We start from the raw sequence: 24,563 nt of genomic DNA, 5'->3' as shown, positions 1-24,563 counted from the left end.
TTTAGGCGTCAAAGGCGCATTCTTGTGGACGTTCATCTGGTCTCTCCTTGGAACACTGAAGCTTCGCAACCTCAGCTTCCTCGGTTCAGACCAGATGGACAACCTCCTGAGAGACCACAGCTAGGCCAGGACGACGGCGGAGGAATCGGCTATCCTCCCCCCCATGGACACCACCGCCCGCAACATCGCCCTCGTTCCACCGCCCGACCGTCGTCAGTCGGAAACGGCGCTGGCGATCGCGCGCGGCACCGCGCGGCTCCTGCGTTCGCTCGGTTTCTCCTGTATCAGCGAATTGCCGCTGCCGTCGGGCCGGCGCGCCGATCTGGTGGCGCTGAACGAGCGCGGCGAGATCTGGATCGTCGAGATCAAGTCGTCGGTGGAGGATCTGCGCGCCGATCAGAAATGGCACGAATACCGCGCCCATTGCGACCGGCTGTTCTTCGCGTTTACGCAGGATCTGCCTTGCGAGATCTTTCCGCAAGATACCGGCCTGATCATCGCCGATGCCTATGGCGCGCACATGCAGTGCGAGGCGCCCGAGCACAAGCTCGCTGCCGCCACGCGCAAGCAGATGACGGTGCGCTTTGCGATGGCGGCCGCCTTGCGGATCAACCGGCTGGTCGATCCGCAGGGGCACGCGGAGTTCTGGGAGTAGCGGCGCTGCGCGCAGGTGCCGTAGGGTGGGCAAAGCGTAAGCGTGCCCACCATTCAAGCCAATCAAGATCGAAGCAGAAATGGTGGGCACGGCGCTGCGCGCCTTTGCCCACCCTACGAGACCCGTTACCTCGGCGCGCGCTTGGCCAAAATGCGCTGCAGGGTGCGGCGGTGCATGTTGAGCCGGCGCGCGGTTTCCGAGACGTTGCGGTTGCACATCTCGTAGATGCGCTGGATGTGCTCCCAGCGCACGCGGTCGGCGGACATCGGGTTCGCCGGCAATTCGGACTTTTCCGCGCCGGTCGAGAGCAGTGCGGCGACGACGTCGTCGGCATCGGCGGGCTTCGAGAGATAATCGATCGCGCCCATCTTCACCGCGGTGACGGCGGTGGCGATGTTGCCATAGCCGGTCAGCACGATCGCGCGGGCGTCAGGGCGCTTCTTCTTCAGCGCCGAGACGACGTCGAGACCGTTGCCGTCGCCGAGCCGCAAGTCGACCACCGCGAAAGCAGGCGCCGCCTTGCCGATCTGCGCAAGTCCGTCCGAGACGGTGTCGCACGACGTCACCGCAAAGCCGCGCGTCTCCATTGCGCGTGACAGCCGCTCCAGAAACGGCTTGTCGTCCTCCACGATGAGCAGCGAGCGGTCGGTCTGTTCGTTCAGTTCGGCGATGGCGTTCAAGGTGTTGTCCTCTCTCCAGCGCGTTGACATATGGCGTCGCAATCGGCCGGTGCCAAGGCGGCAAATAGTCGATCGGCCCTGCCGTGCGACGCAAGGTCGCGGCTTATCCTATTGTTTCTTCGAGCATCTCGATAGCCTCAAAACGCTCTCGCTGCCACGTGATGTGAACCACCGCGCCGTGTTCCGGGAAAGTCCGGTTGGTAAACGAGACCTTGGCGCCGGTGCGTTCCAGCAGGGTGCGTGCGATGAACACGCCGAGGCCCAGGCCGCGGCGTTCGCCGCCGGTATCGTCCGGGGTGCGCCGCCGCGACAGATAGGGCTCGCCGATCCGGTTGAGGATATCGGGGGGGATGCCGGGTCCGTCGTCGGAGATCACCAGCTCGATCGTGTCCTTGTTCCACCACGCGTTCACCTCCACGGTGGTGTGGGCGAAATCGACCGCGTTCTCGACGATGTTGCCGACGCCGTAGAGGATCGCCGGATTGCGCGAGCCGACCGGCTCGGCGAAGGCGGCGACCGCGATCCGCACCTTGATCTCGACGCCGAAATCGCGGTGCGGCGCCACCACCTCCTCGATCAGCTCGGACATCTTCATGCGGTCGAACGGCGCGCCGGTCGAGGAGAGCTGGGTGATCTTGCTCAGGATGTCGCGGCAGCGCTGGGTCTGCTCGCGCAGGGTTTTCAGGTCGGCGGCAAAGCTTGCATCCTTCACCGTCTTTTCCAGCTCGCGCGAGATCAGGAAGATCGTCGCGAGCGGCGTGCCGAGCTCGTGCGCAGCGGCGGCAGCAAGGCCGTCGAGCTGGGTCAGATGCTGCTCGCGTGTCAGCACCAGCTCGGTCGCCGCCAGCGCGTCGGCAAGCTTGCGCGCCTCCTCGGTGACCTGGAACGAGTAGAGGCTGGTGACGCCGATCGCGAGCACGATCGAGAGCCAGACGCCGACGAGGTAGATCGGCGGCAGCACCAGCGGATCGTCGGAATCCCACGGCAGCGGCAGATGGAAGAAGAACAGGACCGAGGCACAGGCCACCGCGAGCACGCCGAGGCCGAACGTGAAGCGCGCCGGCAGGGCCGTGGCCGAGATCAGCACCGGCGCCAGGAACAGGAACGAGAAGGGGTTCTGCAAGCCCCCGGTGAAGAACAACAGGCCGGCCAGCTCCACGATGTTCAGCGCGAGCAGTCCGGCCGCCTGCATCGGCTCCAGCCGCTGCATCGGATTGACCGCGGTCTGCAGCCCCAGATTCAGCGCCGCCGACAGGGCGATGATGCTGACGCAGGGGACGATCTCGACGTTGAACTCCAGTCCCTGCGCCACGATGAAGATCGCGGCGAGCTGGCCGAGCACCGCGAGCCAGCGCAGCCGCAGGATCGTGTCCAGGCGGATATGCCGCTGCGCGGGGCGGAAGTCGGACGCGGCAATTTCGGTCATATCGGCCAATGTGGCAGTGCCTTTTCGATCACAAACGCTGGGCTCGCGGAACCACCGGATTACAAGCCTTGCGCTATCGGCTGCAATAGCAGAAGAACGGCCAGCATGACCGAGAATGACAAGGCTTCAAGCCGGCCGACTGTCGCGGATCGCAGTTCGTCCGCGGCCATTGCGGTCGATCATCTCGTCAAGGTCTACAAGCAGACCCGCGCCGTCGACGATATCTCCTTTGCGCTGCCGCGCGGCAGCATCACCGGGCTTCTGGGCGGCAATGGCGCCGGCAAGACCACCACCATCGCGATGATCATGGGGCTGGTGCTGCCGACCTCCGGCCGCGTGCAGGTGCTGGGACATCGGATGCCCGAGGAGAGCGCGGCGGTGCTGGGGCGGATGAATTTCGAGAGCCCCTATGTCGACATGCCGATGCGGCTCACGGTGCGCCAGAACCTCACCGTGTTCGGCAAGCTCTACGCGGTGAAGGATCTTGCGGGCCGGATCGCGAAACTCGCGGGCGAGCTCGACCTCAATGAATTCATCGACCGTGCCAACGGCAAGCTCTCCGCCGGGCAGAAGACCCGCGTCGCGCTGGCGAAAGCGCTGATCAACCAGCCCGAGCTGCTCCTGCTGGACGAGCCGACCGCCTCGCTCGATCCTGATACCGCCGACTGGGTCCGGGCGCATCTGGAGCGCTATCGCAAGGAAAACAACGCCACCATCCTTCTGGCCTCGCACAACATGCTCGAGGTGGAGCGGCTCTGCGACCGCGTCATCATCATGAAGCGCGGCCGCATCGAGGACGACGATACGCCCGCGGGCATCATGGCCCGCTATAACCGCACCACGCTGGAAGAGGTGTTCCTGGACGTCGCCCGCGGCCGGGTGAACGGCGCCAAGGAGGCGGCGCGATGACCGAGCTCTCCCTCCATCGCGGCATTTCCCCGCACCGCATCGGCGCGATGATCCTGCGCTACTGGTACCTGCTGCTGTCGTCGTGGCCGCGGCTGCTGGAGCTGCTGTACTGGCCGGCGCTGCAGGTCATCACCTGGGGCTTTCTCCAGCACTACATCGCCGAGAACGCCAATTTCTTTGCGCGCGCCGGCGGCACGCTGATCGGCGCCGTCATCCTCTGGGACATCCTGTTCCGCGGCCAGCTCGGCTTCTCCATCTCGTTCCTGGAGGAGATGTGGGCGCGCAACATCGGCAATCTCATGATGAGCCCGCTCAAGCCGATCGAGTTTCTGCTGTCGCTGATGATCATGAGCCTGATCCGGCTCGCCATCGGCATCATCCCGATGACCTTGCTCGCGCTGTTCCTGTTTCACTTCAATGTCTATGCGCTCGGCTTGCCGCTGATCGCCTTCTTCTGCAATCTGATCTTCACGAGCTGGTCAGTCGGCATCTTCGTTTCGGGCCTGGTGCTGCGAAACGGCCTCGGCGCCGAGAGCATCGTCTGGACCTTGATGTTCGCCATCCTGCCGCTGGCCTGCGTCTACTATCCCGTCAGTGTGCTGCCTGCCTGGCTGCAAACCATCGCCTGGTCGTTGCCGCCGACCTATGCGTTCGAGGGCATGCGCGCGCTTCTGATCGAGCAGACCTTTAGGACCGATCTGATGCTGCAGGCGTTGGCCATCAACGCAGTACTCCTGGTTGCATCTTTTTGGGCATTCCTTGCCCTTTTGCGCAGCGCCAAGAAGCACGGCTCGCTGCTGTCGGGCGGCGAATAACGTCACTTTCTCGTGGATTCAGGCCGATTTACCTGTCTCCGCTACGTAGATGTACGGAACCATGCATTGACGCAATATTACGCATTCGGCAGTATGCTGCGATGCGAAGAGGGATATAGCGATGCCTATTGGTGAGTTCGGCGGCGCGCCGCCCCTGGCTGCAGAAGGCAGTCCAGTCCTGACGACGCCGATGTACTGGATGTACGAGATGGCGCACGCCTCTCTCAATCCGGCCCGTGCGGTTACCGACGCGACCAAGCTCCTGTTTCAGAACCCGCTCAATCCCTGGGCGCGCACCGAGGTCGGCAAGTCCGTCGCCGCGGCCTGCGAATTGTTCGAGCGCACCACGCGCCGCTACGGCAAGCCGGAATGGGGCCTCGACGACACCGAGGTCAACGGCATCCGTGTCCCCGTCGAGGTTCGCTCGGTCTGGGAAAAGCCGTTCTGCCGGCTGCTCTACTTCGATCGCAAGTTCACCCGTCCGCTGCGCAGCCCGCAGCCGCGCGTGCTGATCGTCGCGCCGATGTCGGGCCATTATGCAACGTTGCTCCGCGGCACGGTCGAGGCCTTCCTGCCCGCGCATGAAGTCTACATCACCGACTGGGCCGACGCCCGCATGGTGCCGCTCAGCGATGGCCGCTTCGATCTCGACGACTACATCGACTACGTCATCGAGATGCTGCACGTCCTCGGCGGCAACACCCATGTCATGGCGGTGTGCCAGCCCTCCGTTCCCGTCGTCGCCGCCGTGTCGATCATGGAAGCGCAGCGCGATCCCTTCGTTCCGACCTCGATGACGCTGATGGGCGGCCCGATCGACACCCGGCGCAACCCGACTGGGGTGAACAACCTCGCCCAGGAGCGCGGCATCGACTGGTTCCGCAATCACGTCATCACCAAGGTGCCGTTCCCGCATCCGGGCATGATGCGCGACGTCTATCCGGGATTTTTGCAGCTGAACGGCTTCATCAGCATGAATCTCGACCGGCACATGGACGCCCACAAGCAGCTCTTTGCCCATCTGGTGAAGGGCGACGGCGACCTCGTCGACAAGCATCGTGAGTTCTATGACGAATATCTCGCGGTGATGGACCTCTCCGCCGAGTATTACCTGCAGACTGTCGACACCGTATTCGTGAAGCACTCGCTGCCGAAGGGCGAGATGACCCATCGCGGAACACGCGTCGATCCCTCCAAGGTCACGCGCGTGGCGTTGATGACCGTCGAAGGCGAGAACGACGACATCTCCGGTCTCGGCCAGACCGAAGCGACGCACACATTGTGCAGCTCGATCCCCGATCATCGCCGCATTCATTACGTCCAGAAGGGCGTCGGACATTACGGTGTGTTCAACGGCTCGCGTTTCAAGTCGGAAATCGTGCCGCGGATTCACGACTTCATGGTTTCGGCGGCGAATCCGAGCTCGTTGCAGGCTCTCGCGGCTGAATAATCCCGGATTTCGGCTTTCCCGTCGAAATTTCAGGCCCTGCCGGAGGTTCCGGCAGGGTCTGGTTCCCTCCAGATTCGCGGTATTTAGGTAGCTTTATAGGAGTGAGTCAGCCCTCACCCCTTGGGGGTGTCGCATGCGTCCAGCGGGGGCGAAAAAAGCCGGTTCCAACCCCAGTCTGTAGGGTCTCCCGGACGCCAGACCGCTGTATATTGGGCAAATGATTTGTTTTTGCGCCGAGCGCTTTCCCTGGCGGCGGTTATGGCAGAATCCGGGCGCCCTCCTGCCCCCCGGACTGACAGACATGGCCACCCGCGCTCTCCTCTATCGTCGGCCCCACGAACCAAAGACCGTCCTGATCACCCACGGATCGCAATATTTTGCCATCCGATTGCGCCGGCACCGCCGCGCGCGCCGTTACACGCTCAGAATCCATCCGAGCGATCGCGAAGCCATCCTCACCATGCCGCCGCGCGGCACGCTGGCCGAAGCAAAAGACTTCGCGCAGCGTCACGGTGCCTGGATCGCCGCGCGTCTCGGTCGTTTGCCGAAGGCCGCGCCGTTCCAGCCTGGCACGGTGATACCGCTCCGCGGCACGTCGCATCGCATCGTTCATCGCGCCGGCACGCGCGGCACGGTGTGGACCGAGATGCGCGACAGCGGTGAACGCATTCTTTGCGTCGCCGGCGGGCTCGAGCATGTCGATCGCCGCGTCAGCGACTTCCTCAAGCGCGAGGCGCGGAAGGACCTTCAGCGTTCGGCGGAAGCCTATGCCGGCGAGCTCGGCGTCAGGGTCAAGCGGCTCTCGATCCGCGATCAGTCCAGCCGCTGGGGTTCCTGCACCTCGGCCGGCTCGCTGTCGTTCTCCTGGCGCCTGATCCTCGCGCCGCCCTTCGTGCTCGACTACCTCGCCGCGCACGAGGTCGCCCATCTCGTCGAGATGAACCACTCGGCGCGGTTCTGGCGCGTCTGCGGCAAGGTCTGCCCGTCGATGGAGCGCGCCAAGAAGTGGCTCGACACGCACGGCAACGACCTGCACCGGTATGGGGTCGAGGATTAGGGTGAGCTTTTGCTCCATCTGACGCTGTCATCGCCCGCGAAAGCGGGCGATCCAGTATTCCAGAGGGCGTTGTTGTTAAGCCGAGAAGCCGCGGCGTACTGGATTCCCCGCCTTCGCGCGGAATGACGGCGGGAACGGCGCAGCATAGTGCTCCAATCACGCACTGATATCCGCGCTCGTCCCCTGTCGCGTGCGTGAGGCCAGATAGGACGATTGCTGCTGCGCTGCGGCCTTCTGCCCCTCGGCCAGCATCGCCTGGAAGGCGGCGTCGAGCTGCTCGCGGCTGTAGGTCGTGGAGCTGCTCTCGCGCGGCGTCCATTGCGATTGCGTGATGGCGGTGGAAGCCTTCTCGACGGTGCCGCCAAGCCGCTCGGCGTATTGGTCGGCCCGCCACTGCGCCAGATCCGGTCCGCTCAAACCGGGAGGATCCTCGAGCTTGCCGATCTCGGCGCCAGCCGCGTTGGTCATCGCCGACGCCCCGCTATTGTAAAGCGTGGCGACAACCTTGCCGTTCACCTTCACCTGCGCGTAGGTGTTCTCCGGTGCATTGTCCGGGACGACAGACTGAGTTGCGCTCGTATCATGAGTCATCAGCCAGTTCGTTGCCATGAGGTCGTGCAGGACAGGATCATCCGCTGCCGATATCAGCTTGGCGCCTTGCAGCGGCTTCACCTGCGAGACGTCGATCCGGAAGCCACTGGTCGCAGCGTCAGTCGTATCCGGTATCACCGGCTGGAGACCCGATGTCGCATTCGAGGCGGATGTTGACGCGGGCCGCAGATGAGGCAACGCTGCGCTGGATACATTTGAAATCATGGAACGCTCTCCCGTACTCGCACAACCTTTGAGAGCAAAACCCGGGCCGCTAGCGGGAGCTTGAAGAGACTGGTGTTTTTGCGTTCAGCGAGCTGCGGGCCGCGGAGAATCTTGCCGCGCTAGGCAGGACTTGCCGAAGCGGTACCTTCGCGGGGAATGACAGCGGAGGGTGGTGCGGCTTCAGCGCGTCTCGCTCGATTCTCGCCACACTTCGCGACGATTGCGCCGCTTGCCCGATTAGCCCCGCCGCATCAAATGCTTCGCGCCGTCCACCGCGCATCGCGCCGGCAATCACCTTCTACTGTGCATGGGGTTGTTTTCGCAGTTTTTGTTTTGAGGTCATCAAGGCCCTCAGCTCGAGCCTATCGGTTCCCGCCAAACAGCCGGTCCATCAGCCAGCCATCCAGCCCTGCCGCAGCCTCCGGCCGCACATTGGCGCGCGTCGGGGGCGGGCGATAGCCACCAGCGCTGGAGGGCTGAGCCGCTGCCGGTCCAGGCGCGGCTGCCGTCGGCGGCGACACCTGCGATGCCGCCTGCGCGAGGTTCGACAGGCCCCAATTGGATTGCGAGTTCGGCAAGGCTGCCACCGGCACGCCCTCGTGCGCCGTGCGCATGAAGCGCGACCAGACCTCGACCGGCAGGCCGCCGCCGGTGGCCTTCTTGGTCGGCGAGTTGTCGTCATTGCCGAGCCAGACGCCGGTGACGAGGTTGGCGGTGTAGCCGATGAACCAGGCGTCGCGGTAATCCTGGCTGGTGCCGGTCTTGCCGGCGGCCGGCCAGCCGGGGATCTCCGCCTTCTTGGCGGTGCCTGATATCAGCGTCTCCCGCATCATCGTGTTCATCATGCCGACATAGCGCGGGTCGATCACCGGGTTACGCTCGTCAGGCTGGCGCATGTAGAGCAGCTTGCCGCCCAGCGTCCTGATCCGCGTCACGACATGCGGCGCCACCGCGAGGCCGCCATTGGCGAAGGGCGCATAGGCGCCGACCAGCTCGACGACCGAGACCTCGGACGTGCCGAGCGCGATCGACGCATTCGGCTCGAGCTTCGAGGAGATGCCGAGCCGGTGCGCCGTGCGGACCACGTTCTTCGGCCCGACCTCGAGCCCGAGACGGATGGCGACCGTGTTGAGCGACATCGCCAGCGCCTGCGTCAGCGTCACCGCGCCGAAATATTCATGGGTGTAGTTCTCGGGCTTCCAGCCCTTGACCTCGATCGGCGCGTCCTGGCGCACGGTGTCCGGCGTCAGGCCCTGCTCGAGCGCGGTCAGGTACACGAACGGCTTGAACGAGGAGCCCGGCTGGCGTTTCGCGGTCACCGCGCGGTTGTACTGGCTCTCGGAATAGTTCCGCCCGCCCACCATGGCGCGAACGGCGCCGTCGGGCGTCATCGCCACCAGCGCGCCCTGGCTGACATTGAACTTCACGCTCTTGGCCGCGAGCTCGTCGATGATGGCGGCTTCCGCCACTCCCTGCAGCTTCGGATCGATCGTGGTCTCGACCTTGATGCTCTCGTCGATCTGGCCGACCAGGTCGTCCAGCACCTCGCCGATCCAGTCGGCGACGTAATTGACCGTGCCGGCGCCGACCGGCTTCACGTTGTAGGAGGGGTGACCGATCGAGGCCTGGGCCTGGGCGTCCGTGATGAACTTTGCATCGGCCATCGCCGCGAGCACGATCTGCGCGCGCGCCTCCGCGCCTTCGGGATTGCGGTTCGGCGCGAGGCGCGAGGGCGACTTGACGAGGCCGGCCAGCATCGCGGCTTCCGCGACGGTGACGCTCTTGGCCGACTTGCCGAAATATTTCTGCGCGGCAGCTTCGACGCCGTAGGCGCCGGAGCCGAAATAGACGCGGTTGAGATAGAGCTCCAGGATCTCGTCCTTGGAATGCTTGCGCTCCAGCCAGATCGCGAGCTCCACCTCTTGCAGCTTGCGCTGCATGGTGCGCTCCTGGGTCAGGAACAGGTTCTTGGCGAGCTGCTGCGTCAGCGTCGAGCCGCCCTGCGACACGCCGCGATGGAGCACGTTGGTGACGAGGGCGCGCAGGATGCCGATCGGGTCGATGCCGAAATGCGAATAGAAGCGGCGGTCCTCGATGGCGATGAACGCCTTCGGCAGGTACGGCGGCAGGTCCTTCAGCGCGACATTGGCGCCGGCCATCTCGCCGCGCTGCGCCAGCATGCTGCCGTCGATGCCGACGATCTGGATCGTCGGCGGGCGCTTGGGAATCTCCAGCGACTGGATCGGCGGCAGATGGGCGCCGACATAGATCACGAGCCCGATCACGGCGATCACGCCCCACAGGCTCAGCACCGCACCCCAATAAACCAGGCGGCCGAGACTTGCACTGATGCGTGACTTGGAGCGCCGCTTGGCGCCGCTGCGGCTCGGGGGTGCCTTGCGCTCGCGCGGCGGCTCGTCGCCGGAATCCTCGCTCTTGCGCTTGGCGGATGATTTCGTTGCTTTCTTCGGCTTGTCGTCGCCGCCGGGAACGCGGTCCGCGGCGGTCAGGCGCAGATCGGCGAGCGCCGCGGGCAAGCCGAACAACGGTTCCTTCCGCCCACCCTTTTTCTTACCCAACCCCATACGCAAACGCCCGGTCAGCCCGCCCCGCCGCACGCTAGCGGTCGCTGTTTAAGGCCCGGTTACCCGGTCGTTAACGTGTGATTAGGAGATGCGGCATTCGCCCGCCGCAGTTCCGCTTCTTAGGCGGCGAAGCTAGGATCGATGCACAAGAACAGAGGGAACTCGCATGGGCCATATCGATCCGACCAAGGAGATCTTCGCGCAATTCCGGGACAACGACCGCCCGGGCCCGATCCAGATGCTCAACCTGGTGCGCTTGCGCAAAGAGGCGGCCTATCCCGATGGCCGCAAGGCGAGCGGCGCGGAGGCCTATGCCGCCTATGGCCGCGAGAGCGGCCCGGTGTTCGAACGTCTCGGCGGCCGCATCATCTGGCAGGGCAGGTTCGAGCTGATGCTGATCGGCCCGCAGGACGAGCGCTGGGACCATTGCTTCATCGCGGAGTATCCGAGCGTGGCGGCCTTCGTCGAGATGATCCGCGATCCCGTCTATCGCGAGGCGGTGAAGCATCGCCAGGCCGCGGTGGAGGACTCACGGCTGATACGCCACGCGGTGCTGCCGGTGGGGAAGAATTTCGGGGAGATACCGACTTGAGTTCGTAGGGTGGGTTAGCGCAGCGGCTGCGCGAAGCGCAGTACGCTGGGCGTAACCCACCTCTTCTCTTTCCGGTGTGCCGGCAGAAGTGGTGGGTTAGGCCTGCGGCTAACCCACCCTACGAGATCACCACTAACCCGCCGGCCCCGCATCCTCCAGGATCGGGCCGAACAGCTCCCAGCGCTCGCCGTTGAACTTCATCATCTGAAGCTGCTTGTTGACGCGGTAGTCTGTGGCTGAGGTGTTCGCCTTGATGCCGGGCAGGGCGGTGTCACCGCTCACGTCCTTCAGCGAAGCCGCCTGCTTCATGACGTTCTCGCGCGTCAGGTTGTCGCCGCACTGCTGCAGCACGTGGGCCAGGAGCTGGGCGGTGCCATAGCCATAGACGTTGAAGTTCGAGTCCTTGTCGCCATCAGGATAGTACTTCGCCATGAAGTCGAAATATCGCCTCATGCCGGCGTCGTCCTTCCAGGTCGGATCGAGCGGATCCTTGCCGTAGTTGACGCTGATCACGCCCTTGGCCGCATCGAGGCCGGCGGGCTTCATCACCGCGCCGACCGAGGTGGCGTTGATGTCGACGATCTGCACCGGATGCCAGCCGAGCTCGGCGATCTTCTTGATCGCCTGCGCCGCCTGTTTCGGCGTGGTGGCGCTGAAGAACAGATCAGTGCCGGCGTCCTTGATCTTGAGGATCTGCGAATCGACGGTCGGATCGGAGACTTCGTAGGACGCTTCCGTCACGATCATCTTGGCGGCCTTGTCGCCGAGGCCGGCCTTGATGCCGTTCAGATAGTCCTTGCCGAGGTCGTCGTTCTGATAGAGCACGCCGATCTTCGCGTTCGGATGCTCCTTCAGTATGTACTGGCCGTAGATGCGGCCCTCGACGAAATAGTTCGGGTTGTAGCCCATGGTCCACGGGAAGTTCTTGGGGTCCGTGAATTTCGAGGCGCCGGTGGCCGCGAACAGTTGCGGCACCTTCTTGGAATTGAGATATTTCTGCACCGCCGCGTTCGAGGGTGTGCCGATGATCTGGAAGGTCAGCAGCACCTCGTCGCTCTCGACGAGCTTGCGCACCTGCTCCACCGCTTTCGGCGGCGAATAGGCGTCGTCATACTGGATCAGGTTGATCTTGCGGCCGTTGATGCCGCCCTGGTCGTTGATCATCTTGAAATAGGCGGCCTGGGTCTTGCCGATCGATGCATAGGCCGACGCCGGCCCCGAGAACGGCACGGTCTGTCCAACCTTGATCTCGGTGTCGCTGGCGCCCGGATCATATTTTTTCTGGGCATTGGCCGCTGAGGCCGACAGCGCCAGGGTCAGCGCCGTTGCCGTGGCCCAATGCAGCATTCCATTCCTCATTCGCAATTTCCTCAGTTTGTTATCGCCGATGGTCGGTCGGACGCATGCGCGTCCGCCGCCATCGCTGAGCGCGAGTGTGGAGGAGGTGTTGCTGCAACGCAAGGCGGGGACGCGCCCGCAGTTCGTAGGGTGGGTTAGCCTCGCGGCTTCGCGAAGCGCAGTCCGTAAGGCGTAACCCACCACTGTTCATGTCCGCGGACGCAGAAGAGGTGGGTTACGCCCGGCGGATCGCGCTCCGCGCATCCGCCAAGCTAACCCACCCTACGCATTCACTACGAATAGGCTCTAACCCGACGGCCCCGAGTCCTCGATGATCGGTCCGAACAGCTCCCAGCGTTCGCCGTTGAACTTCATCATCTGCATCTGCTTGTTGACGCGGTAGTCGTTCGGCCCGGTGTTGATCTTGATGCCGGGCAGCGCGAAGCTCGGCGTGAAGTCCTTGATGTTGGCGACCTGCTTCATGATGTTCTCACGCGTCAGATCGTCGCCGCACTGCTTGAGCACCTGCGTCAGCAGCTCGGCCACCGAATAGGCATAGGTGTTGACGGTGTTGAGCTTGTCGCCTTCCGGGAAATACTTGTCCATGAAGGCGAAGAAGGCCTTCACTCCGGGATCGTCCTTCCACTGGGGATCGCCGGGCTCCTTGCCGTACTGCGTCGAGATGATGCCCTTGGAGATGTCGAGGCCGGCCGGCTTCAGCGTTGCCGAGATCGGGCTCGCATTGATGTCGAGGATATGCACCGGCGTCCAGCCGAGGTCGGCGAGCTTCTTGATCGCCTGCGCCGCGAATTTCGGCGTCGAGGCGTCGAAGAAGACGTCGACGCCCATCGACTTCAGCTTTACCACCTGCGAGTCCACCGTCGGATCGGTGACCTCGTAGGACACTTCGCCGACGATCATGCTGGCGGCCTTGTCGCCGAGCCCGCTCTTGAGGCCCGCGAGATAGTCGCGGCCCATGTCGTCGTTCTGGTAGAGCACGCCGATCTTGGCGTTCGGATGCTCCTTGAGAATGTACTTTGCGTAGATCCGTCCCTCGGACACGTAGTTGGGATTGTAGGCGATGGTCCAGGGATAGTTTTGCGGATCATTGAATCGTGCAGCGCCGGTCGAGGCGAGCAGCTGCGGCACCTTCTTGCCGTTGAGATATTTCTGCACGGCGGCGTTGGCCGCGGTGCCGATCAGCTGGAACGTGAACAGCACCTCGTCGCCTTCGACGAGCTTGCGCACCTGCTCGACCGTCTTCGGCGGCGAATAGGCGTCGTCATACTGGATCAGGTTGATCTTGCGGCCGTTGATGCCGCCCTGATCGTTGATCATCTTGAAATAGGCAGCCTGGGTCTTGCCGATATTGGCGTAGACGGAGTAGGCGCCGGAGAACGGCACGGTCTGGCCGATCTTGATCTCGGTATCGCTCGCCCCGGTATCGTACTTCTTCTGGGCGAGGGCCTGACTGAAGAAGGCCTGGCCGGCGGAGAACGCGAAGGCGAGCGCCGCCGTGGCAGCCATGAAGGCTCTGCGGTTGGTCATGTTGGGTTGTTCCTCCTGACGGAATTTTGGTCGATGGTCTTTTTCCGTTGATTGCAACGGTCGCCATCGCTGCCGAAGATTGTGGAGGAACGTTCGCCGCCGCGCAAGGATCGCGGCGCTGCGCCGAAGCGTCTCAGGTCAGGAACAATGCCACGAGCGCGATCGCGGCCGGCAGCGCCTGCACCATCAGGATGCGCTTGCTGACGGTCGCGGCGCCATAGGCGCCGGCCACGATCACGCAAAGCAGGAAGAACGCCTTGATCTGGAACGCGAAGGCCGGGTTGCCGTGGATGAGCCCCCAGATCAGGCCGGCGGCAAGGAAGCCGTTATAGAGCCCCTGATTGGCGGCCAGCACCTTCGTGATCTCGGCTTTGTCAGGCGTATTGCGGAATGTCTTCAAGCCAAGCGGCTTGTCCCAGAGAAACATCTCCAGGATCAGGAAGTAGGCGTGCAGTGCGGCGACCAGCGCCACCAGGATATTGGCGATGAGAATCAAGTTGAGCTCCCCCAAAAGCGTCAGCTTTCGGGTGGACGTTAGCACGGCCGCCATGGCAAACGCGATGCCGTGTTTCGATGCAATGGTGCCGCAATGCCCGCTCGGTCAACCAGGACGCCTGAACGCTTCGGTCTCGATCGCCTGACGACGCCGATCGGAATCGCATTGCTCGTCACCGACGCCGAGGGCGCCTTGCGCGCGCTCGACTGGGATGATTATGAGCACCGTATGCGCGAGCTCTTGCGCCTGCACTACGGCACGGTGGACCTCAGCGATCAGCCCGCGCCCGCGGCGATGCGGACCGCGCTGTCGCGCTATTTCGAGGGTGAGCTCGACCAGCTCGGTAGAATCGCATGGCGCATTGCCGGCACGCCGTTCCAGCAGAAGGTCTGGACCGCGCTTGCGCAAATCCCTGCGGGCACCACGATGAGCTACGGCGCGATGGCCGCAAGGATCGACATGCCAAAAGCCATTCGCGCCGTCGGCCATGCCAACGGCTCCAATCCGATCAGCGTGGTGCTGCCCTGTCACCGCTTGATCGGTGCGGACGGTTCGCTGGTGAAGTACGGCGGCGGCCTCGAGCGCAAGCGCTGGCTGCTGCGGCACGAGGGGGTGGAGGTTTGAAAACTCCGTCGATCCGGGGCGGTGCGAAGCATCGAACCCGGAACCTCGAGATTCCGGGTTCGCGCTAACAAGCGCGCCCCGGAATGACGAGCCAAATCACGCCGCCGGCTGAACCGCCTTGTCGCCGGCCATCACATGGGTCAGCGCGCTCTTGATCGCGGCCTGGCGGGTCGGCGCGTTGATCTGGGCCCCGAGGAGGTCGGTGACGTAGAACACGTCACGGGCGCGCTCGCCGAAGGTCGCGACATGGGCCGAGGCGATGTTGAGGTTGAGCTTGGAGATCGCAGTGGTCAGCTCGTAGAGCAGGCCGGGTCGGTCGAGGCCGGAGACCTCGATCACGGTGTAGCGGTCGGACCATTGGTTGTTGATGGTCACTTCCGGCTCGATCACGAAGGGGCGCGCCTTGCTGCGCACGGTGCGCCGCGCCACCACTTCGGGCAGGCGCAGCTTGCCTTCCAGCACGTCCTCGATCATCTCGCCGATGCGCGTGGCGCGCCGTCCCTCGTCCTCGTCGCGGTCGTATTCCCGCGAGATCGAGATCGTGTCGAGCGCGCGGCCGTCGGTCGTGGTGTAGATCTGGGCGTCGACGATGTTGGCGCCGGCCGAGGCGCAGGCGCCGGCGATGATCGAGAGCAGCCACGGATGGTCGGCGGCGAAGATCGTCAGCTCGGTGACGCCGCGTACCTCGTCGAAGCCGACATTGATCGCGAGCTTGTGGCCGGCCTGCTCGCTCGAGCGCACGAAGCGGGCGTGGCGAATCTTGCGCGGCAGCTCGACCTTGAGCCAATAGGCCGGATAGTGCCGGCCGATATAGGCATCGAGCTCGTCCGCCGGCCATTCGGCGAAGGCGTTACGGAATTCGGCGTAGGCCGCCGTGAGGCGCTTGCCACGGTCGACTTCCGAGAAGCCGCCGGTCAGTACCGGCTCGGTCTCGTAGTAGAGCGAACGCAGCAGCTGCGCCTTCCAGCCGTTCCACACGCCCGGACCGACGCCGCGGATGTCGGCGGTGGTCAGGATCGTGAGCAGTTTCATCTGCTCGACCGACTGCACCACGGCGGCGAAATTCTCGATGGTCTTGCGATCCGAGAGGTCGCGCGACTGCGCGACAGTGGACATCGTCAGATGTTCTTCGATCAGCCAGGCGATGAGCTCGGTGTCGGCGGGGCTGAAGCCGAGCCGCGGGCACAGCCGGCGCGCCACCTTGGCGCCGGCGATCGAGTGATCCTCCGGCCGGCCCTTGGCGACGTCGTGCAGGAGCGTTGCGATGTAGATCACCGCGCGGTGCTCGGGCCGGCTCTTGCGCATCAGGTCACTGGCGAGCGTGAACTCCTCGATGCCGCCGCGCTCGATGTCCTGGAGAAAGCCGATGCAGCGGATCAGATGCTCGTCGACGGTGTAGTGATGATACATGTTGAACTGCATCATCGAGACGATCTTGCCGAAGGCGCGGATGAATTGGCCGAGCACGCCGGTCTCGTTCATCCGCCGCAGCACGATCTCCGCGTTGTCGGAGGTCAGGATCTCCATGAACAGCCGGTTCGCCTCGGGATTTTCGCGCAAGCCCGCGTTGATCAGGCCGAGCGAGCGCGTCACGTCGCGCATCGCGTCCGGATGGAAGGCGAGGTTGTTCTTCTGCGCCAGGCGGAAGATGCGGATCAGATTGACCGGATCGTGCTTGAACACGTCGGGCGCGGCGATATTGATGCGGTTGTTGTCGACGATGAAGTCGTCGCTGTCAGGCACGCGCCGCTTCACGGCGGTCGGCCGCAGCCGCGCCATCATCCGGCTCAGCACCGGCGCGGGCTTGGCCTGCTGGTCCTCCAGCTTGGCGCAGAGGATGGCGGTGAGGTTGCCGACTTCCTTGGCGACCAGGAAGTAGTGCTTCATGAAGCGCTCGACGTCCTGCATGCCGGGATGCGAGGTGTAGCCGAGCCGCACCGCGATCTCGCGTTGGAGGTCGAAGGACAGGCGCTCCTCGGCGCGTCCGGAGTAGAAATGCAGATTGCAACGCACCGACCAGAGGAAATCGGCGCAGCGGCGGAAGCTGCGGTATTCCTGCGCGTCGAATACGCCGCGCTCGACCAGCTCGTCGGTGTCGCGGACGCGGTAGACGTATTTGGCGATCCAGAACAGCGTGTGCAGGTCGCGCAGGGCGCCCTTGCCGTCCTTGACGTTGGGTTCGACCAGATAGCGCGACTGGCCGCCGCGGCGGTGGCGTTCTTCGCGCTCGGCGAGCTTGGCGGTGACGAATTCGGACGCGGTGCCCTGCACCACCTCCTTGTCGAAGCGCTCGACCAGCTCGTCGTAGAGCGGCTGGTCGCCGGTGAGGAAGCGCGTCTCCAGGATCGCGGTGCGGATGGTCATGTCGCCGCGCGCCTGGCGGATCGATTCGTCGACCGAGCGCGTGGCGTGCCCGACCTTCAGCCCCATATCCCAGAGGCAATAGAGGATCGCTTCCGCGACCTGCTCGCCCCAGGCGGTCTGCTTGTAGGGCAGGATGAAGAGCAGATCGATGTCGGATTCCGGAGCCATCAGGCCGCGGCCATAGCCGCCGGTCGCGACCACGGCCATGCGCTCGGCGCCGCTCGGGATCGGCGAGCGGTAGAGATGACGGGTCGCAGCCGAATACAGGATGCGGATGATCTCGTCCTGCACGTGGCACAGCCGCTCGGCGCAGCGCCTTCCGTGGCGGTCCTTCAGCAGGATCGCCTGTGCCGCGGCGCGCGCCGCGATCAGCTCGGCCTTGAGCAGTTGCGCCATGGCGGTGCGGAACGCGTCCTCGCGTCCCTGATGCTTTTCGGCAAGCGCATCGACCGCGGCGGTGATCCGCGCGCTGTCGAAGCGATCGTCCACCTCGGCCTTGTGCTCTGTCGCGACGCTGTCCATGTCTCACCGGATATAAGAGGTGACAGGCGCTGTCACCCGCCATTCTCTGGCAATAGTCGTTCCATGCTGGAAAGCTGCGGCTTCGGGCAAATCTGTTCTCGGCCGGCGCGCTTTCAAGGGTGGGATTTTCTCGTTGACCTCTAGATATAACTCATTGAAAAACAATGAAGTTTTTGGAGGAGGCTGGGCATGACCAGGATTACACGACGCATTCTGCTGGCGGGAGCCGTGGCGCTCGCAATCACCCCTGCGGCGCGGGCGGCCGATCCGCTCAAGGAAATCCGCATCGACTGGGCGACCTACAATCCGGTGTCGATGGTCCTGAAGCAGAAGGGGCTGCTGGAGAAGGAGTTCGCCAAGGACGGCATCACGGTCACCTGGGTGCAGTCGGCCGGCTCCAACAAGGCGCTCGAATTCCTCAACGCCGGCTCGATCGATTTCGGCTCGACCGCGGGTTCGGCGGCGCTGGTGGCGAAGATCAACGGCAACCCGATCAAGTCGATCTACGTCTATTCGCGCCCTGAGTGGACCGCGCTGGTGACATCAAAGGATTCCAAGATCGCTGGCGTTGCCGATCTCAAGGGCAAGCGCGTCGCGGTGACGCGCGGCACCGATCCGCACATCTTCCTGGTGCGCGCGCTGCTTGGGGCCGGCCTCACCGAAAAGGACATCACGCCGGTGCTGCTCCAGCACGCCGACGGCAAGACCGCGCTGATCCGCGGCGACGTCGATGCCTGGGCTGGGCTCGATCCGATGATGGCGCAGGCCGAGGTCGAGGAAGGCGCAAAACTGTTCTATCGCAAGGCCGACGCCAACACCTGGGGCATCCTCAATGTGCGCGAGCAGTTCTTGAAGGATTATCCCGATGCCGCCCGCCGCGTGCTCGCGGTGTATGAGGAAGCACGAAAGTATTCGCTGGCGAATTACGACGAGTTGAAGAAGACCTTCATCGCGGTCACAAAACTGCCCGAGGCGGTTGTCGACAAGCAGCTCAAGGAGCGCACCGAGCTCACCCACAGCCGCATCGGCGCACCGCAGCGCGAGTCGATCCTCGCCGCGGGCCTCGCGCTTCAGCAAGCCGGCGTGGTCGATGCCAAGGTCGACGTGAAGGCGACGCTCGATGCCCTGATCGACGACCAGGTCCCGCTGCCGACGAATTGACGCTCTTAACCCTCCCCCCTTGTGGGGGAGGGTGGCTTCGCGGAACGCGAAGCCGGGTGAGGGGTATCTATCCTCACGAATGGTCGTGCGAGTCGAGCGAACCCCTCATCCGGCGCTTCGCGCCACCTTCTCCCACAAGGGGAGAAGGAAGAGGGCAGCGGAAGCCGCGGCAAGAGTAGTGTTGCAATCCCATCCCAGACGCGCTTCCTACCGGCCATGATCTCCGACGCGCCAGTGCTGCAACGATCCTCGGAACCGGCCGAAAGCGCCGCTGAGCCCTCGCGGATTGCTCGCTACGCGCGGCCGGTGCTGGGGCTGCTGCTGCCGCTGACGCTCGCGCTTGGGTGGGAGCTCGTGGTCTGGCTCGGCTGGTCCAACGGCCGGCTGGTGCCGCCGCCCTCGCGGGTCTTTGCCACCATCACCGAGCTTGCCCGCTCCGGCGAGCTGGTCCGCCACATCGCCGCAACGCTGTGGCGCGTTGGGCTCGGCTTCGCCTTCGGCGTCGTCGCGGGCACGCTGCTAGGTGCCATCTCCGGCTATTGGTCGCTGGCGCGGCGGCTCTTGGATCCGACCGTGCAGGCGCTGCGCGCGATCCCCTCGCTCGCCTGGGTGCCGCTGTTCATCCTCTGGCTCGGCATCTTCGAGACTTCGAAGATCGCGCTGATCGCGGTCGGCGTGTTCTTCCCGGTCTATCTCGGCGTGATGGGCGCGATCCTCTCGGTCGATCGGAAGATCGTCGAGGTCGGCCGCACCTTCCGCCTCTCCGGGTTCGCGATGATCCGCCGCATCCTGCTGCCCGCGGTGCTGCCGGCCTATGTCGTGTCCCTGCGCGTCGGTCTCGGCCTCGGCTGGATGTTCGTGGTCGCCGCCGAGCTGATCGGCGCCTCCGAAGGCCTCGGCTATCTCCTGCTCGACGGCCAGCAGCTCGGCAAGCCCGCGCAGATCCTCGCCGCCATCGTGATCTTCGCCATCCTCGGCAAGCTCACCGATTGGCTGATCGAGGTCGCGGCCACGCCCTTCCTGCGCTGGCAGGACGCCTTCGGGCGCGCGAAGGGAGCGTAAGGCGATGCTCGCGCTCGACCGGGTCAGCAAGACCTATCCCAACGGCGTTCAGGCGCTGGCCCGCTTCTCCGCCGAGATCAGGCAGGGCGAGATCATCGCCATCATCGGCGGCTCCGGCTGCGGCAAGTCCACGCTGCTGCGCGCCATCGCCGGCCTCGATCGCGCCTCCTCGGGCACGGTCACGCTCGACAACGAGGCGATCGCCTCGCCGCATGCCAAGATCGGCATCATCTTCCAGGAGCCGCGGCTGCTGCCCTGGCTCAGCGTCGCCGACAATATCGGCTTCGGCCTTGCCGATCTGCCTGCGGCCGAGCGGCGCGAGAAGGCCGCGCGCGCGCTCGAACGTGTCGGGCTTGCCGACAAGGCGCAGGCCTGGCCGCGCGAGCTCTCCGGCGGGCAGGCGCAGCGCGTTGCGATCGCACGCGCGCTGGTGCCGCAGCCCGAGGTTCTCCTGCTCGACGAGCCGTTCTCCGCGCTCGACGCCTTCACCCGCAGGGATCTCCAGGATCACCTGCTCGACCTCTGGGCCGACACGCGGCCGACCTTGATCCTCGTCACGCATGACGTCGACGAGGCCGTGGTGCTGGCCGATCGCGTGCTGGTGATGCGGCCGCGGCCGGGCCGGTTGTTCGACCAGATCGAGATCAATCTGGGCCGGCCGCGCGACCGCAATGCGCCGCTGTTCGAGAATTTCAAGCGCAGTGTGCTGACGTCACTCGACCGTTCGCTCGACCGCAGCGTGCCCGACCGTGACGCAACCCAGGGTCCCGGTCAGGCCATGTGGTGGTGACAATTTCTCTCTGAGCCGGTACATTGAGGGGTAATTTTTCCGGGAGAGAACAACAATGGACGCCGCCGAACTGCGCCAGATGCAGGCCCCGATCAAGGAACGCTACAAGACCGATCCCAAGACCGCGATGATCACGCTGAAGGCCAAGGGCTCGACCGACAGCGAAGGCATCGCCTGCAAGGTCGAGACCGGCCGCGCCATCGCGATGGCTGGCCTGCATCCGGCCACCGGCGGTTCCGGGCTCGAGCTCTGCTCCGGCGACATGCTGCTGGAAGCGCTGGTCGCCTGTGCCGGCGTCACGCTGAAATCGGTCGCGACCGCGATCGAGGTGCCGCTCAAGACCGGCAACGTCTATGCCGAGGGCGATCTCGATTTTCGCGGCACGCTCGGCGTCGACAAGGAGACCCCGGTCGGCTTCGCCGAGATCCGCCTGCGCTTCGAGGTCGACACCGACGCGCCGCAGGACAAGCTCGATCTCCTGCTCAAGCTCACCGAGCGCTATTGCGTGGTCTATCAGACCATCAAGAACGGCCCGAAGGTTTCGGTGTCGATGCAGCGGATGTGAGACGAGCATTGTGGCCTAACAACGGGCGTCGTCCTGGCGAAAGCCAGGACCCATTACCCCTAGTGCCGATTGCCTTGCGGTACTGACAACCACAACCGTCCAACACAGCGAAGCCTGTGGTTATGGGTCCTGGGATCTGCGCTTCGCTTGTCCAGGACGACAAACAAAAATGCCCCCCGACCTCTACTTCATCCTCTTCCTCCTCCTGCGCATGGCGATCGCGGCGGCGTTCGTCGTGACGGCGTCGATGATCGCCGAGCGCTCGGGCCCGGTGATCGGCGCGCTGGTCGCGACCCTGCCGATCTCGGCCGGTCCCTCCTACGTCTTCCTCGCGCTCGACCACGATGCCGCCTTCATCGCGCAAGGCTCGCTGGCAAGTCTTCCGATCAACGCCGCGACGATCTTCATGTGCCTCATCTACGTCGTGCTGGCGCAGCGTCACAATCTTCTGGTCAGTTGCGGAAGCGCAGTTGCGGTCTGGATCGTGCTTGCCTCGATCATCCGGCAGTTCGAGTGGTCGCTCACCGCCGGGCTCGCCGCCAATCTGATCGCGTTCGGGATCTGCATTCCGCTTCTGGCGGGCTATCGCCATGTGAAGATGCCGCTGGTGACGCGGCGCTGGTACGACGTGCCGATGCGGGCTTCGCTGGTCGCGACCCTCGTCGCCATCGTGGTCTCGACCTCGGGCTGGGTCGGCCCCCGGATCAGCGGCATCATCGCACTGTATCCGGTGGTGTTCTCGAGCATCATGCTGATCCTGCATCCGCGCATCGGCGGCCCACCGACCGCAGCCGTGCTCGCCAACTCCGCGTGGGGCCTGCTCGGATTCGGCATGGCGATTGCCGTCATGCACGTCGCGGTGGTGCAGTTCGGCTCGGCCGTCGGTTTGACTCTCGCACTCGGCACCTGCGTCACCTGGAATCTGACGCTGTGGGGCATCGGCAGGCGTGCGATGCGCAAGGCGTGACCGCGGAGCCGTGAGACTACGGACGCGACATGGCGGCGCGCGAATACGTCATGCCAGCTCAATTGGCGCCGAGGGCACGACGCGGCACCTTCTCAAGTCGTTGAACGAGAAACATGATTTCAAGGTTCTGCCGTTTTTTCCCGGCTTGAACGCCGCCATTCATCGCGCGGACAGGCTCATCCATCGGCCGCCGAATTCCGACATTTCTATTAGAACTTTATTCGAGCTTTTCCCGTACGAATTGGATTGCGCCCGCTTTCGATTCCGTCCGCGCAAATTGGCGCGGCTCTTTTCAAGCGAACGGCCCGCGGGAGCCGCTGATTGAGATACGGCGACGCTGCCGCGCGATCACATTCCTTATTCCGACGGGTGCGTCCCCATCGGCGGTATTTCGAGATGGAGATTCTTCTGATGTTTGGTCGCAAGTCCCGGGGTAATGCGGAAGCACAACTCGCCGCCATCGGCCGTTCGCAGGCGATGATCGAATTCAACCTTGATGGGACGATCATCGCGGCTAACAAGAATTTTCTCGATGCCCTCGGCTATCGGCTTGACGAAATCCAGGGCAAGCATCACTCCATGTTCGTGCCGGCCGACCAGCGCGACAACGCCGAGTACAAGGCGTTCTGGGCCGCACTGAACCGTGGCGAGTATCAGGCGCGCGAGTTCAAGCGGATCGCGAAGGGCGGCCGCGAGGTCTGGATCGAAGCATCCTACAATCCGGTGCTCGACGGCGACGGCAAGGCGGTGATGGTCGCCAAGATCGCGACCGACATCACCGCGAAGAAGATTCGCGCGATGACCGAGGCCTCCAAGGTCGCCGCCATCGGCCGCGCCCAGGCCGTCATCGAGTTCAAGCTCGACGGCACCGTCGTCACGGCCAACGAGAATTTCTGCAAGGCGCTCGGCTACTCGCTGGCCGAGATCGAAGGCAAGCATCACAGCCTGTTCGTGGCGCCGTCCGAGCGCGACGGCACGGCCTATCGCGAGTTCTGGGCGGCGCTCAATCGCGGCGACTACCAGGCCGGCGAGTTCAAGCGAATCGGCAAGGGCGGTCGCGAGATCTGGATTCTGGCCTCCTACAATCCGCTGCTCGACGAGAAGGGCAAGCCGTACGGCGTCGTCAAGTTCGCGACCGACGTCACCGCGGAGAAGCTGAAGAACGCCGATCTCGCCGGTCAGATCGCGGCGATCGACAAGGCCCAGGCCGTGATCGAGTTCAACATGGACGGCACGATCATCACGGCGAACGCCAACTTTCTCGGCACGCTCGGCTACTCGCTCGCCGAGATCAAGGGCCATCATCACAGCATGTTCGTCGAGCCGTCGGAACGCGATGGCGCGGCCTATCGCGAGTTCTGGGCCGCGCTCAACCGTGGCCAGTACCAGGCGGCCGAATACAAGCGCATCGGCAAGGGCGGCAAGGAGGTCTACATCCAGGCCTCCTACAACCCGATCCTCGACCTCAACGGCAAGCCGTTCAAGGTCGTGAAATATGCCACCGACACGACGCGGCAGGTGCTGGTCCGCATGGGCAACGAGCGCGTGCGCGGCATGATGGAATCGGTGGCCGCGGGCTCGGAGGAGCTCAACGCCTCGGTGCGCGAGATCTCCGAGGCGATGACCAAATCGCGCGAGACCGCGATGAGCGCGGTGGATCAGGTCGCCTCCGCCGACGCGCAGGCGCAGCGCCTCACCGAGGCGGCGCAGGCGATGAGCGGCATCGTCGAGATGATCAACAGCATCACCGGGCAGATCAACCTGCTCGCGCTCAACGCCACGATCGAATCGGCGCGGGCGGGCGAAGCCGGCCGTGGCTTCGCGGTGGTCGCGTCCGAGGTGAAGAGCCTCGCCAACCAGGCCAAGCAGGCGACCGACAAGATCGGCGAGGAGATCGGAAGCCTCAACAGCATCTCGGGCGACGTCGTCAGCGCACTCGGCTCGATCAAGCAGGCGATCAACAACGTCAGCGAGTACGTGACGTCGACGGCGGCCGCCGTCGAGGAGCAGAGCACGGTGACGAACGAGATGTCGACCAGCATGCAGCGCGCCGCCGCGGAAGCGGCAGCGATCGCGGCGAGGGCGTAGCCAAGCGCACAGGGAACCGTAGGGTGGGTTAGCACGCGGCTGCGCGAAGCGCA

Annotated in this window: 22 protein-coding genes; 13 read left to right on the top strand and 9 right to left on the bottom strand. The window is 64.4% G+C overall.

The features are described from left to right. Nucleotides 1-163: 163 nt before the first annotated feature. Entirely contained in the window at nt 164-655 is a 492-nt protein-coding gene (locus tag RAD15_RS39790; protein WP_458184160.1) for an MmcB family DNA repair protein, read from the top strand. Between the two features lie 125 nt (nt 656-780). On the opposite strand, the gene RAD15_RS39785 is transcribed toward RAD15_RS39790, so the two are convergent. Together RAD15_RS39785 and RAD15_RS39780 are read right to left on the bottom strand one after the other, a co-directional pair. Then, nucleotides 781-1,335 carry an ActR/PrrA/RegA family redox response regulator transcription factor gene (locus RAD15_RS39785; RefSeq protein WP_458184159.1) on the bottom strand — a complete coding sequence of 185 codons (555 nt, stop codon included), beginning with the start codon at nt 1,333-1,335 and terminating at the stop codon, nt 781-783. A 103-nt stretch (nt 1,336-1,438) separates the two neighbouring features. Beyond that, nucleotides 1,439-2,761, bottom strand: coding sequence for an ActS/PrrB/RegB family redox-sensitive histidine kinase (locus RAD15_RS39780; protein ID WP_458184161.1), 1,323 nt, complete (start codon nt 2,759-2,761; stop codon nt 1,439-1,441). 105 nt (nt 2,762-2,866) lie between these two features. On the opposite strand from RAD15_RS39780, the gene RAD15_RS39775 reads away from it, so the two are divergent. The 4 genes from RAD15_RS39775 (at nt 2,867) to RAD15_RS39760 (ending at nt 6,992) form a co-directional block, all read left to right on the top strand. Beyond that, on the top strand, nt 2,867-3,670 hold the full coding sequence (locus RAD15_RS39775; RefSeq protein ID WP_458184158.1) for an ABC transporter ATP-binding protein: 804 nt from the start codon (nt 2,867-2,869) through the stop codon (nt 3,668-3,670). Beyond that, entirely contained in the window at nt 3,667-4,485 is an 819-nt protein-coding gene (locus tag RAD15_RS39770) for an ABC transporter permease (RefSeq protein WP_458184157.1), read from the top strand. Before RAD15_RS39775 ends, RAD15_RS39770 begins: the two co-directional genes overlap by 4 nt. Before the next feature lie 121 nt (nt 4,486-4,606). Then, complete coding sequence (locus tag RAD15_RS39765) at nt 4,607-5,935, top strand: polyhydroxyalkanoate depolymerase (protein WP_458184156.1); 1,329 nt, start codon at nt 4,607-4,609, stop codon at nt 5,933-5,935. A gap of 217 nt (nt 5,936-6,152) precedes the next feature. After that, a complete protein-coding gene (locus tag RAD15_RS39760) occupies nt 6,153-6,992 on the top strand; it encodes a M48 family metallopeptidase (protein ID WP_458184155.1) in 840 nt (279 codons plus the stop codon). Between the two features lie 156 nt (nt 6,993-7,148). Here RAD15_RS39760 and RAD15_RS39755 read toward each other — a convergent pair whose 3' ends face one another. Both RAD15_RS39755 and RAD15_RS39750 read right to left on the bottom strand, forming a co-directional pair. Next, on the bottom strand, nt 7,149-7,808 hold the full coding sequence (locus tag RAD15_RS39755; RefSeq protein ID WP_458184154.1) for a hypothetical protein: 660 nt from the start codon (nt 7,806-7,808) through the stop codon (nt 7,149-7,151). 362 nt (nt 7,809-8,170) lie between these two features. Further along, the gene (locus RAD15_RS39750; RefSeq protein WP_458184153.1) at nt 8,171-10,393 is read right to left on the bottom strand and encodes a transglycosylase domain-containing protein; all 2,223 of its coding nucleotides are present in this window, start codon (nt 10,391-10,393) and stop codon (nt 8,171-8,173) included. Between the two features lie 166 nt (nt 10,394-10,559). Here RAD15_RS39750 and RAD15_RS39745 point away from each other — a divergent pair, with 166 nt between their 5' ends. Continuing rightward, a complete protein-coding gene (locus RAD15_RS39745; protein WP_458184152.1) occupies nt 10,560-10,985 on the top strand; it encodes a DUF1330 domain-containing protein in 426 nt (141 codons plus the stop codon). 132 nt (nt 10,986-11,117) lie between these two features. On the opposite strand, the gene RAD15_RS39740 is transcribed toward RAD15_RS39745, so the two are convergent. The 3 genes from RAD15_RS39740 to RAD15_RS39730 form a co-directional block, all read right to left on the bottom strand. Continuing rightward, the gene (locus tag RAD15_RS39740; RefSeq protein WP_458184151.1) at nt 11,118-12,344 is read right to left on the bottom strand and encodes an ABC transporter substrate-binding protein; all 1,227 of its coding nucleotides are present in this window, start codon (nt 12,342-12,344) and stop codon (nt 11,118-11,120) included. 285 nt (nt 12,345-12,629) lie between these two features. Beyond that, nucleotides 12,630-13,871: an ABC transporter substrate-binding protein gene (locus RAD15_RS39735; RefSeq protein WP_458184150.1), complete on the bottom strand. Its 1,242-nt coding sequence runs from the start codon at nt 13,869-13,871 to the stop codon at nt 12,630-12,632. A 133-nt stretch (nt 13,872-14,004) separates the two neighbouring features. Next, on the bottom strand, nt 14,005-14,421 hold the full coding sequence (locus tag RAD15_RS39730) for a DUF1304 domain-containing protein (RefSeq protein WP_458184149.1): 417 nt from the start codon (nt 14,419-14,421) through the stop codon (nt 14,005-14,007). Between the two features lie 39 nt (nt 14,422-14,460). Here RAD15_RS39730 and RAD15_RS39725 point away from each other — a divergent pair, with 39 nt between their 5' ends. Continuing rightward, nucleotides 14,461-14,991: a methylated-DNA--[protein]-cysteine S-methyltransferase gene (locus RAD15_RS39725; RefSeq protein WP_458184148.1), complete on the top strand. Its 531-nt coding sequence runs from the start codon at nt 14,461-14,463 to the stop codon at nt 14,989-14,991. 96 nt (nt 14,992-15,087) lie between these two features. Here RAD15_RS39725 and RAD15_RS39720 read toward each other — a convergent pair whose 3' ends face one another. Further along, complete coding sequence (locus RAD15_RS39720; protein ID WP_458184147.1) at nt 15,088-17,877, bottom strand: [protein-PII] uridylyltransferase; 2,790 nt, start codon at nt 17,875-17,877, stop codon at nt 15,088-15,090. A gap of 189 nt (nt 17,878-18,066) precedes the next feature. On the opposite strand from RAD15_RS39720, the gene RAD15_RS39715 reads away from it, so the two are divergent. The 5 genes from RAD15_RS39715 to RAD15_RS39695 all read left to right on the top strand — a co-directional run bounded on the left by RAD15_RS39715 (nt 18,067) and on the right by RAD15_RS39695 (nt 22,422). Further along, nucleotides 18,067-19,038 (top strand): aliphatic sulfonate ABC transporter substrate-binding protein, encoded by a 972-nt coding sequence (locus RAD15_RS39715; RefSeq protein WP_458184146.1) that lies wholly within the window; start codon nt 18,067-18,069, stop codon nt 19,036-19,038. A gap of 216 nt (nt 19,039-19,254) precedes the next feature. After that, entirely contained in the window at nt 19,255-20,100 is an 846-nt protein-coding gene (locus tag RAD15_RS39710) for an ABC transporter permease (RefSeq protein ID WP_458184145.1), read from the top strand. 4 nt (nt 20,101-20,104) lie between these two features. After that, entirely contained in the window at nt 20,105-20,890 is a 786-nt protein-coding gene (locus RAD15_RS39705) for an ABC transporter ATP-binding protein (protein ID WP_458184144.1), read from the top strand. Between the two features lie 55 nt (nt 20,891-20,945). Next, complete coding sequence (locus tag RAD15_RS39700; protein ID WP_212303282.1) at nt 20,946-21,455, top strand: OsmC family protein; 510 nt, start codon at nt 20,946-20,948, stop codon at nt 21,453-21,455. Between the two features lie 169 nt (nt 21,456-21,624). Next, nucleotides 21,625-22,422, top strand: coding sequence for a hypothetical protein (locus tag RAD15_RS39695; protein ID WP_458184143.1), 798 nt, complete (start codon nt 21,625-21,627; stop codon nt 22,420-22,422). A 58-nt stretch (nt 22,423-22,480) separates the two neighbouring features. Here the strand turns inward: RAD15_RS39695 and RAD15_RS39690 are convergent, their stop codons facing one another. Further along, the gene (locus RAD15_RS39690) at nt 22,481-22,606 is read right to left on the bottom strand and encodes a hypothetical protein (protein ID WP_458184142.1); all 126 of its coding nucleotides are present in this window, start codon (nt 22,604-22,606) and stop codon (nt 22,481-22,483) included. Nucleotides 22,607-22,833: 227 nt separating this feature from the next. Between RAD15_RS39690 and RAD15_RS39685 the strand changes: the two genes are divergently transcribed. Further along, complete coding sequence (locus tag RAD15_RS39685; protein ID WP_458184141.1) at nt 22,834-24,510, top strand: methyl-accepting chemotaxis protein; 1,677 nt, start codon at nt 22,834-22,836, stop codon at nt 24,508-24,510. Nucleotides 24,511-24,563 lie beyond the last annotated feature (53 nt).

This window comes from Bradyrhizobium sp. 14AA, assembly GCF_054185205.1.
The sequence above is the reverse complement of the archived record's forward strand: the minus strand, read 5'-3'. Positions and strand labels throughout refer to the sequence as shown.

Bases quoted from the DNA above. Each gene is read 5' to 3' on its own strand.
- RAD15_RS39790 (WP_458184160.1), top strand. From the start codon at position 164: ATGGACACCACCGCCCGCAACATCGCCCTCGTTCCACCGCCCGACCGT.
- RAD15_RS39780 (WP_458184161.1), bottom strand. From the start codon at position 2,761: ATGACCGAAATTGCCGCGTCCGACTTCCGCCCCGCGCAGCGGCATATC.
- RAD15_RS39775 (WP_458184158.1), top strand. From the start codon at position 2,867: ATGACCGAGAATGACAAGGCTTCAAGCCGGCCGACTGTCGCGGATCGC.
- RAD15_RS39770 (WP_458184157.1), top strand. From the start codon at position 3,667: ATGACCGAGCTCTCCCTCCATCGCGGCATTTCCCCGCACCGCATCGGC.
- RAD15_RS39765 (WP_458184156.1), top strand. From the start codon at position 4,607: ATGCCTATTGGTGAGTTCGGCGGCGCGCCGCCCCTGGCTGCAGAAGGC.
- RAD15_RS39760 (WP_458184155.1), top strand. From the start codon at position 6,153: ATGATTTGTTTTTGCGCCGAGCGCTTTCCCTGGCGGCGGTTATGGCAG.
- RAD15_RS39755 (WP_458184154.1), bottom strand. From the start codon at position 7,808: ATGATTTCAAATGTATCCAGCGCAGCGTTGCCTCATCTGCGGCCCGCG.
- RAD15_RS39750 (WP_458184153.1), bottom strand. From the start codon at position 10,393: ATGGGGTTGGGTAAGAAAAAGGGTGGGCGGAAGGAACCGTTGTTCGGC.
- RAD15_RS39745 (WP_458184152.1), top strand. From the start codon at position 10,560: ATGGGCCATATCGATCCGACCAAGGAGATCTTCGCGCAATTCCGGGAC.
- RAD15_RS39740 (WP_458184151.1), bottom strand. From the start codon at position 12,344: ATGAGGAATGGAATGCTGCATTGGGCCACGGCAACGGCGCTGACCCTG.
- RAD15_RS39735 (WP_458184150.1), bottom strand. From the start codon at position 13,871: ATGACCAACCGCAGAGCCTTCATGGCTGCCACGGCGGCGCTCGCCTTC.
- RAD15_RS39730 (WP_458184149.1), bottom strand. From the start codon at position 14,421: ATGGCGGCCGTGCTAACGTCCACCCGAAAGCTGACGCTTTTGGGGGAG.
- RAD15_RS39725 (WP_458184148.1), top strand. From the start codon at position 14,461: ATGCCCGCTCGGTCAACCAGGACGCCTGAACGCTTCGGTCTCGATCGC.
- RAD15_RS39720 (WP_458184147.1), bottom strand. From the start codon at position 17,877: ATGGACAGCGTCGCGACAGAGCACAAGGCCGAGGTGGACGATCGCTTC.
- RAD15_RS39715 (WP_458184146.1), top strand. From the start codon at position 18,067: ATGACCAGGATTACACGACGCATTCTGCTGGCGGGAGCCGTGGCGCTC.
- RAD15_RS39710 (WP_458184145.1), top strand. From the start codon at position 19,255: ATGATCTCCGACGCGCCAGTGCTGCAACGATCCTCGGAACCGGCCGAA.
- RAD15_RS39705 (WP_458184144.1), top strand. From the start codon at position 20,105: ATGCTCGCGCTCGACCGGGTCAGCAAGACCTATCCCAACGGCGTTCAG.
- RAD15_RS39700 (WP_212303282.1), top strand. From the start codon at position 20,946: ATGGACGCCGCCGAACTGCGCCAGATGCAGGCCCCGATCAAGGAACGC.
- RAD15_RS39695 (WP_458184143.1), top strand. From the start codon at position 21,625: ATGCCCCCCGACCTCTACTTCATCCTCTTCCTCCTCCTGCGCATGGCG.
- RAD15_RS39690 (WP_458184142.1), bottom strand. From the start codon at position 22,606: ATGGATGAGCCTGTCCGCGCGATGAATGGCGGCGTTCAAGCCGGGAAA.
- RAD15_RS39685 (WP_458184141.1), top strand. From the start codon at position 22,834: ATGTTTGGTCGCAAGTCCCGGGGTAATGCGGAAGCACAACTCGCCGCC.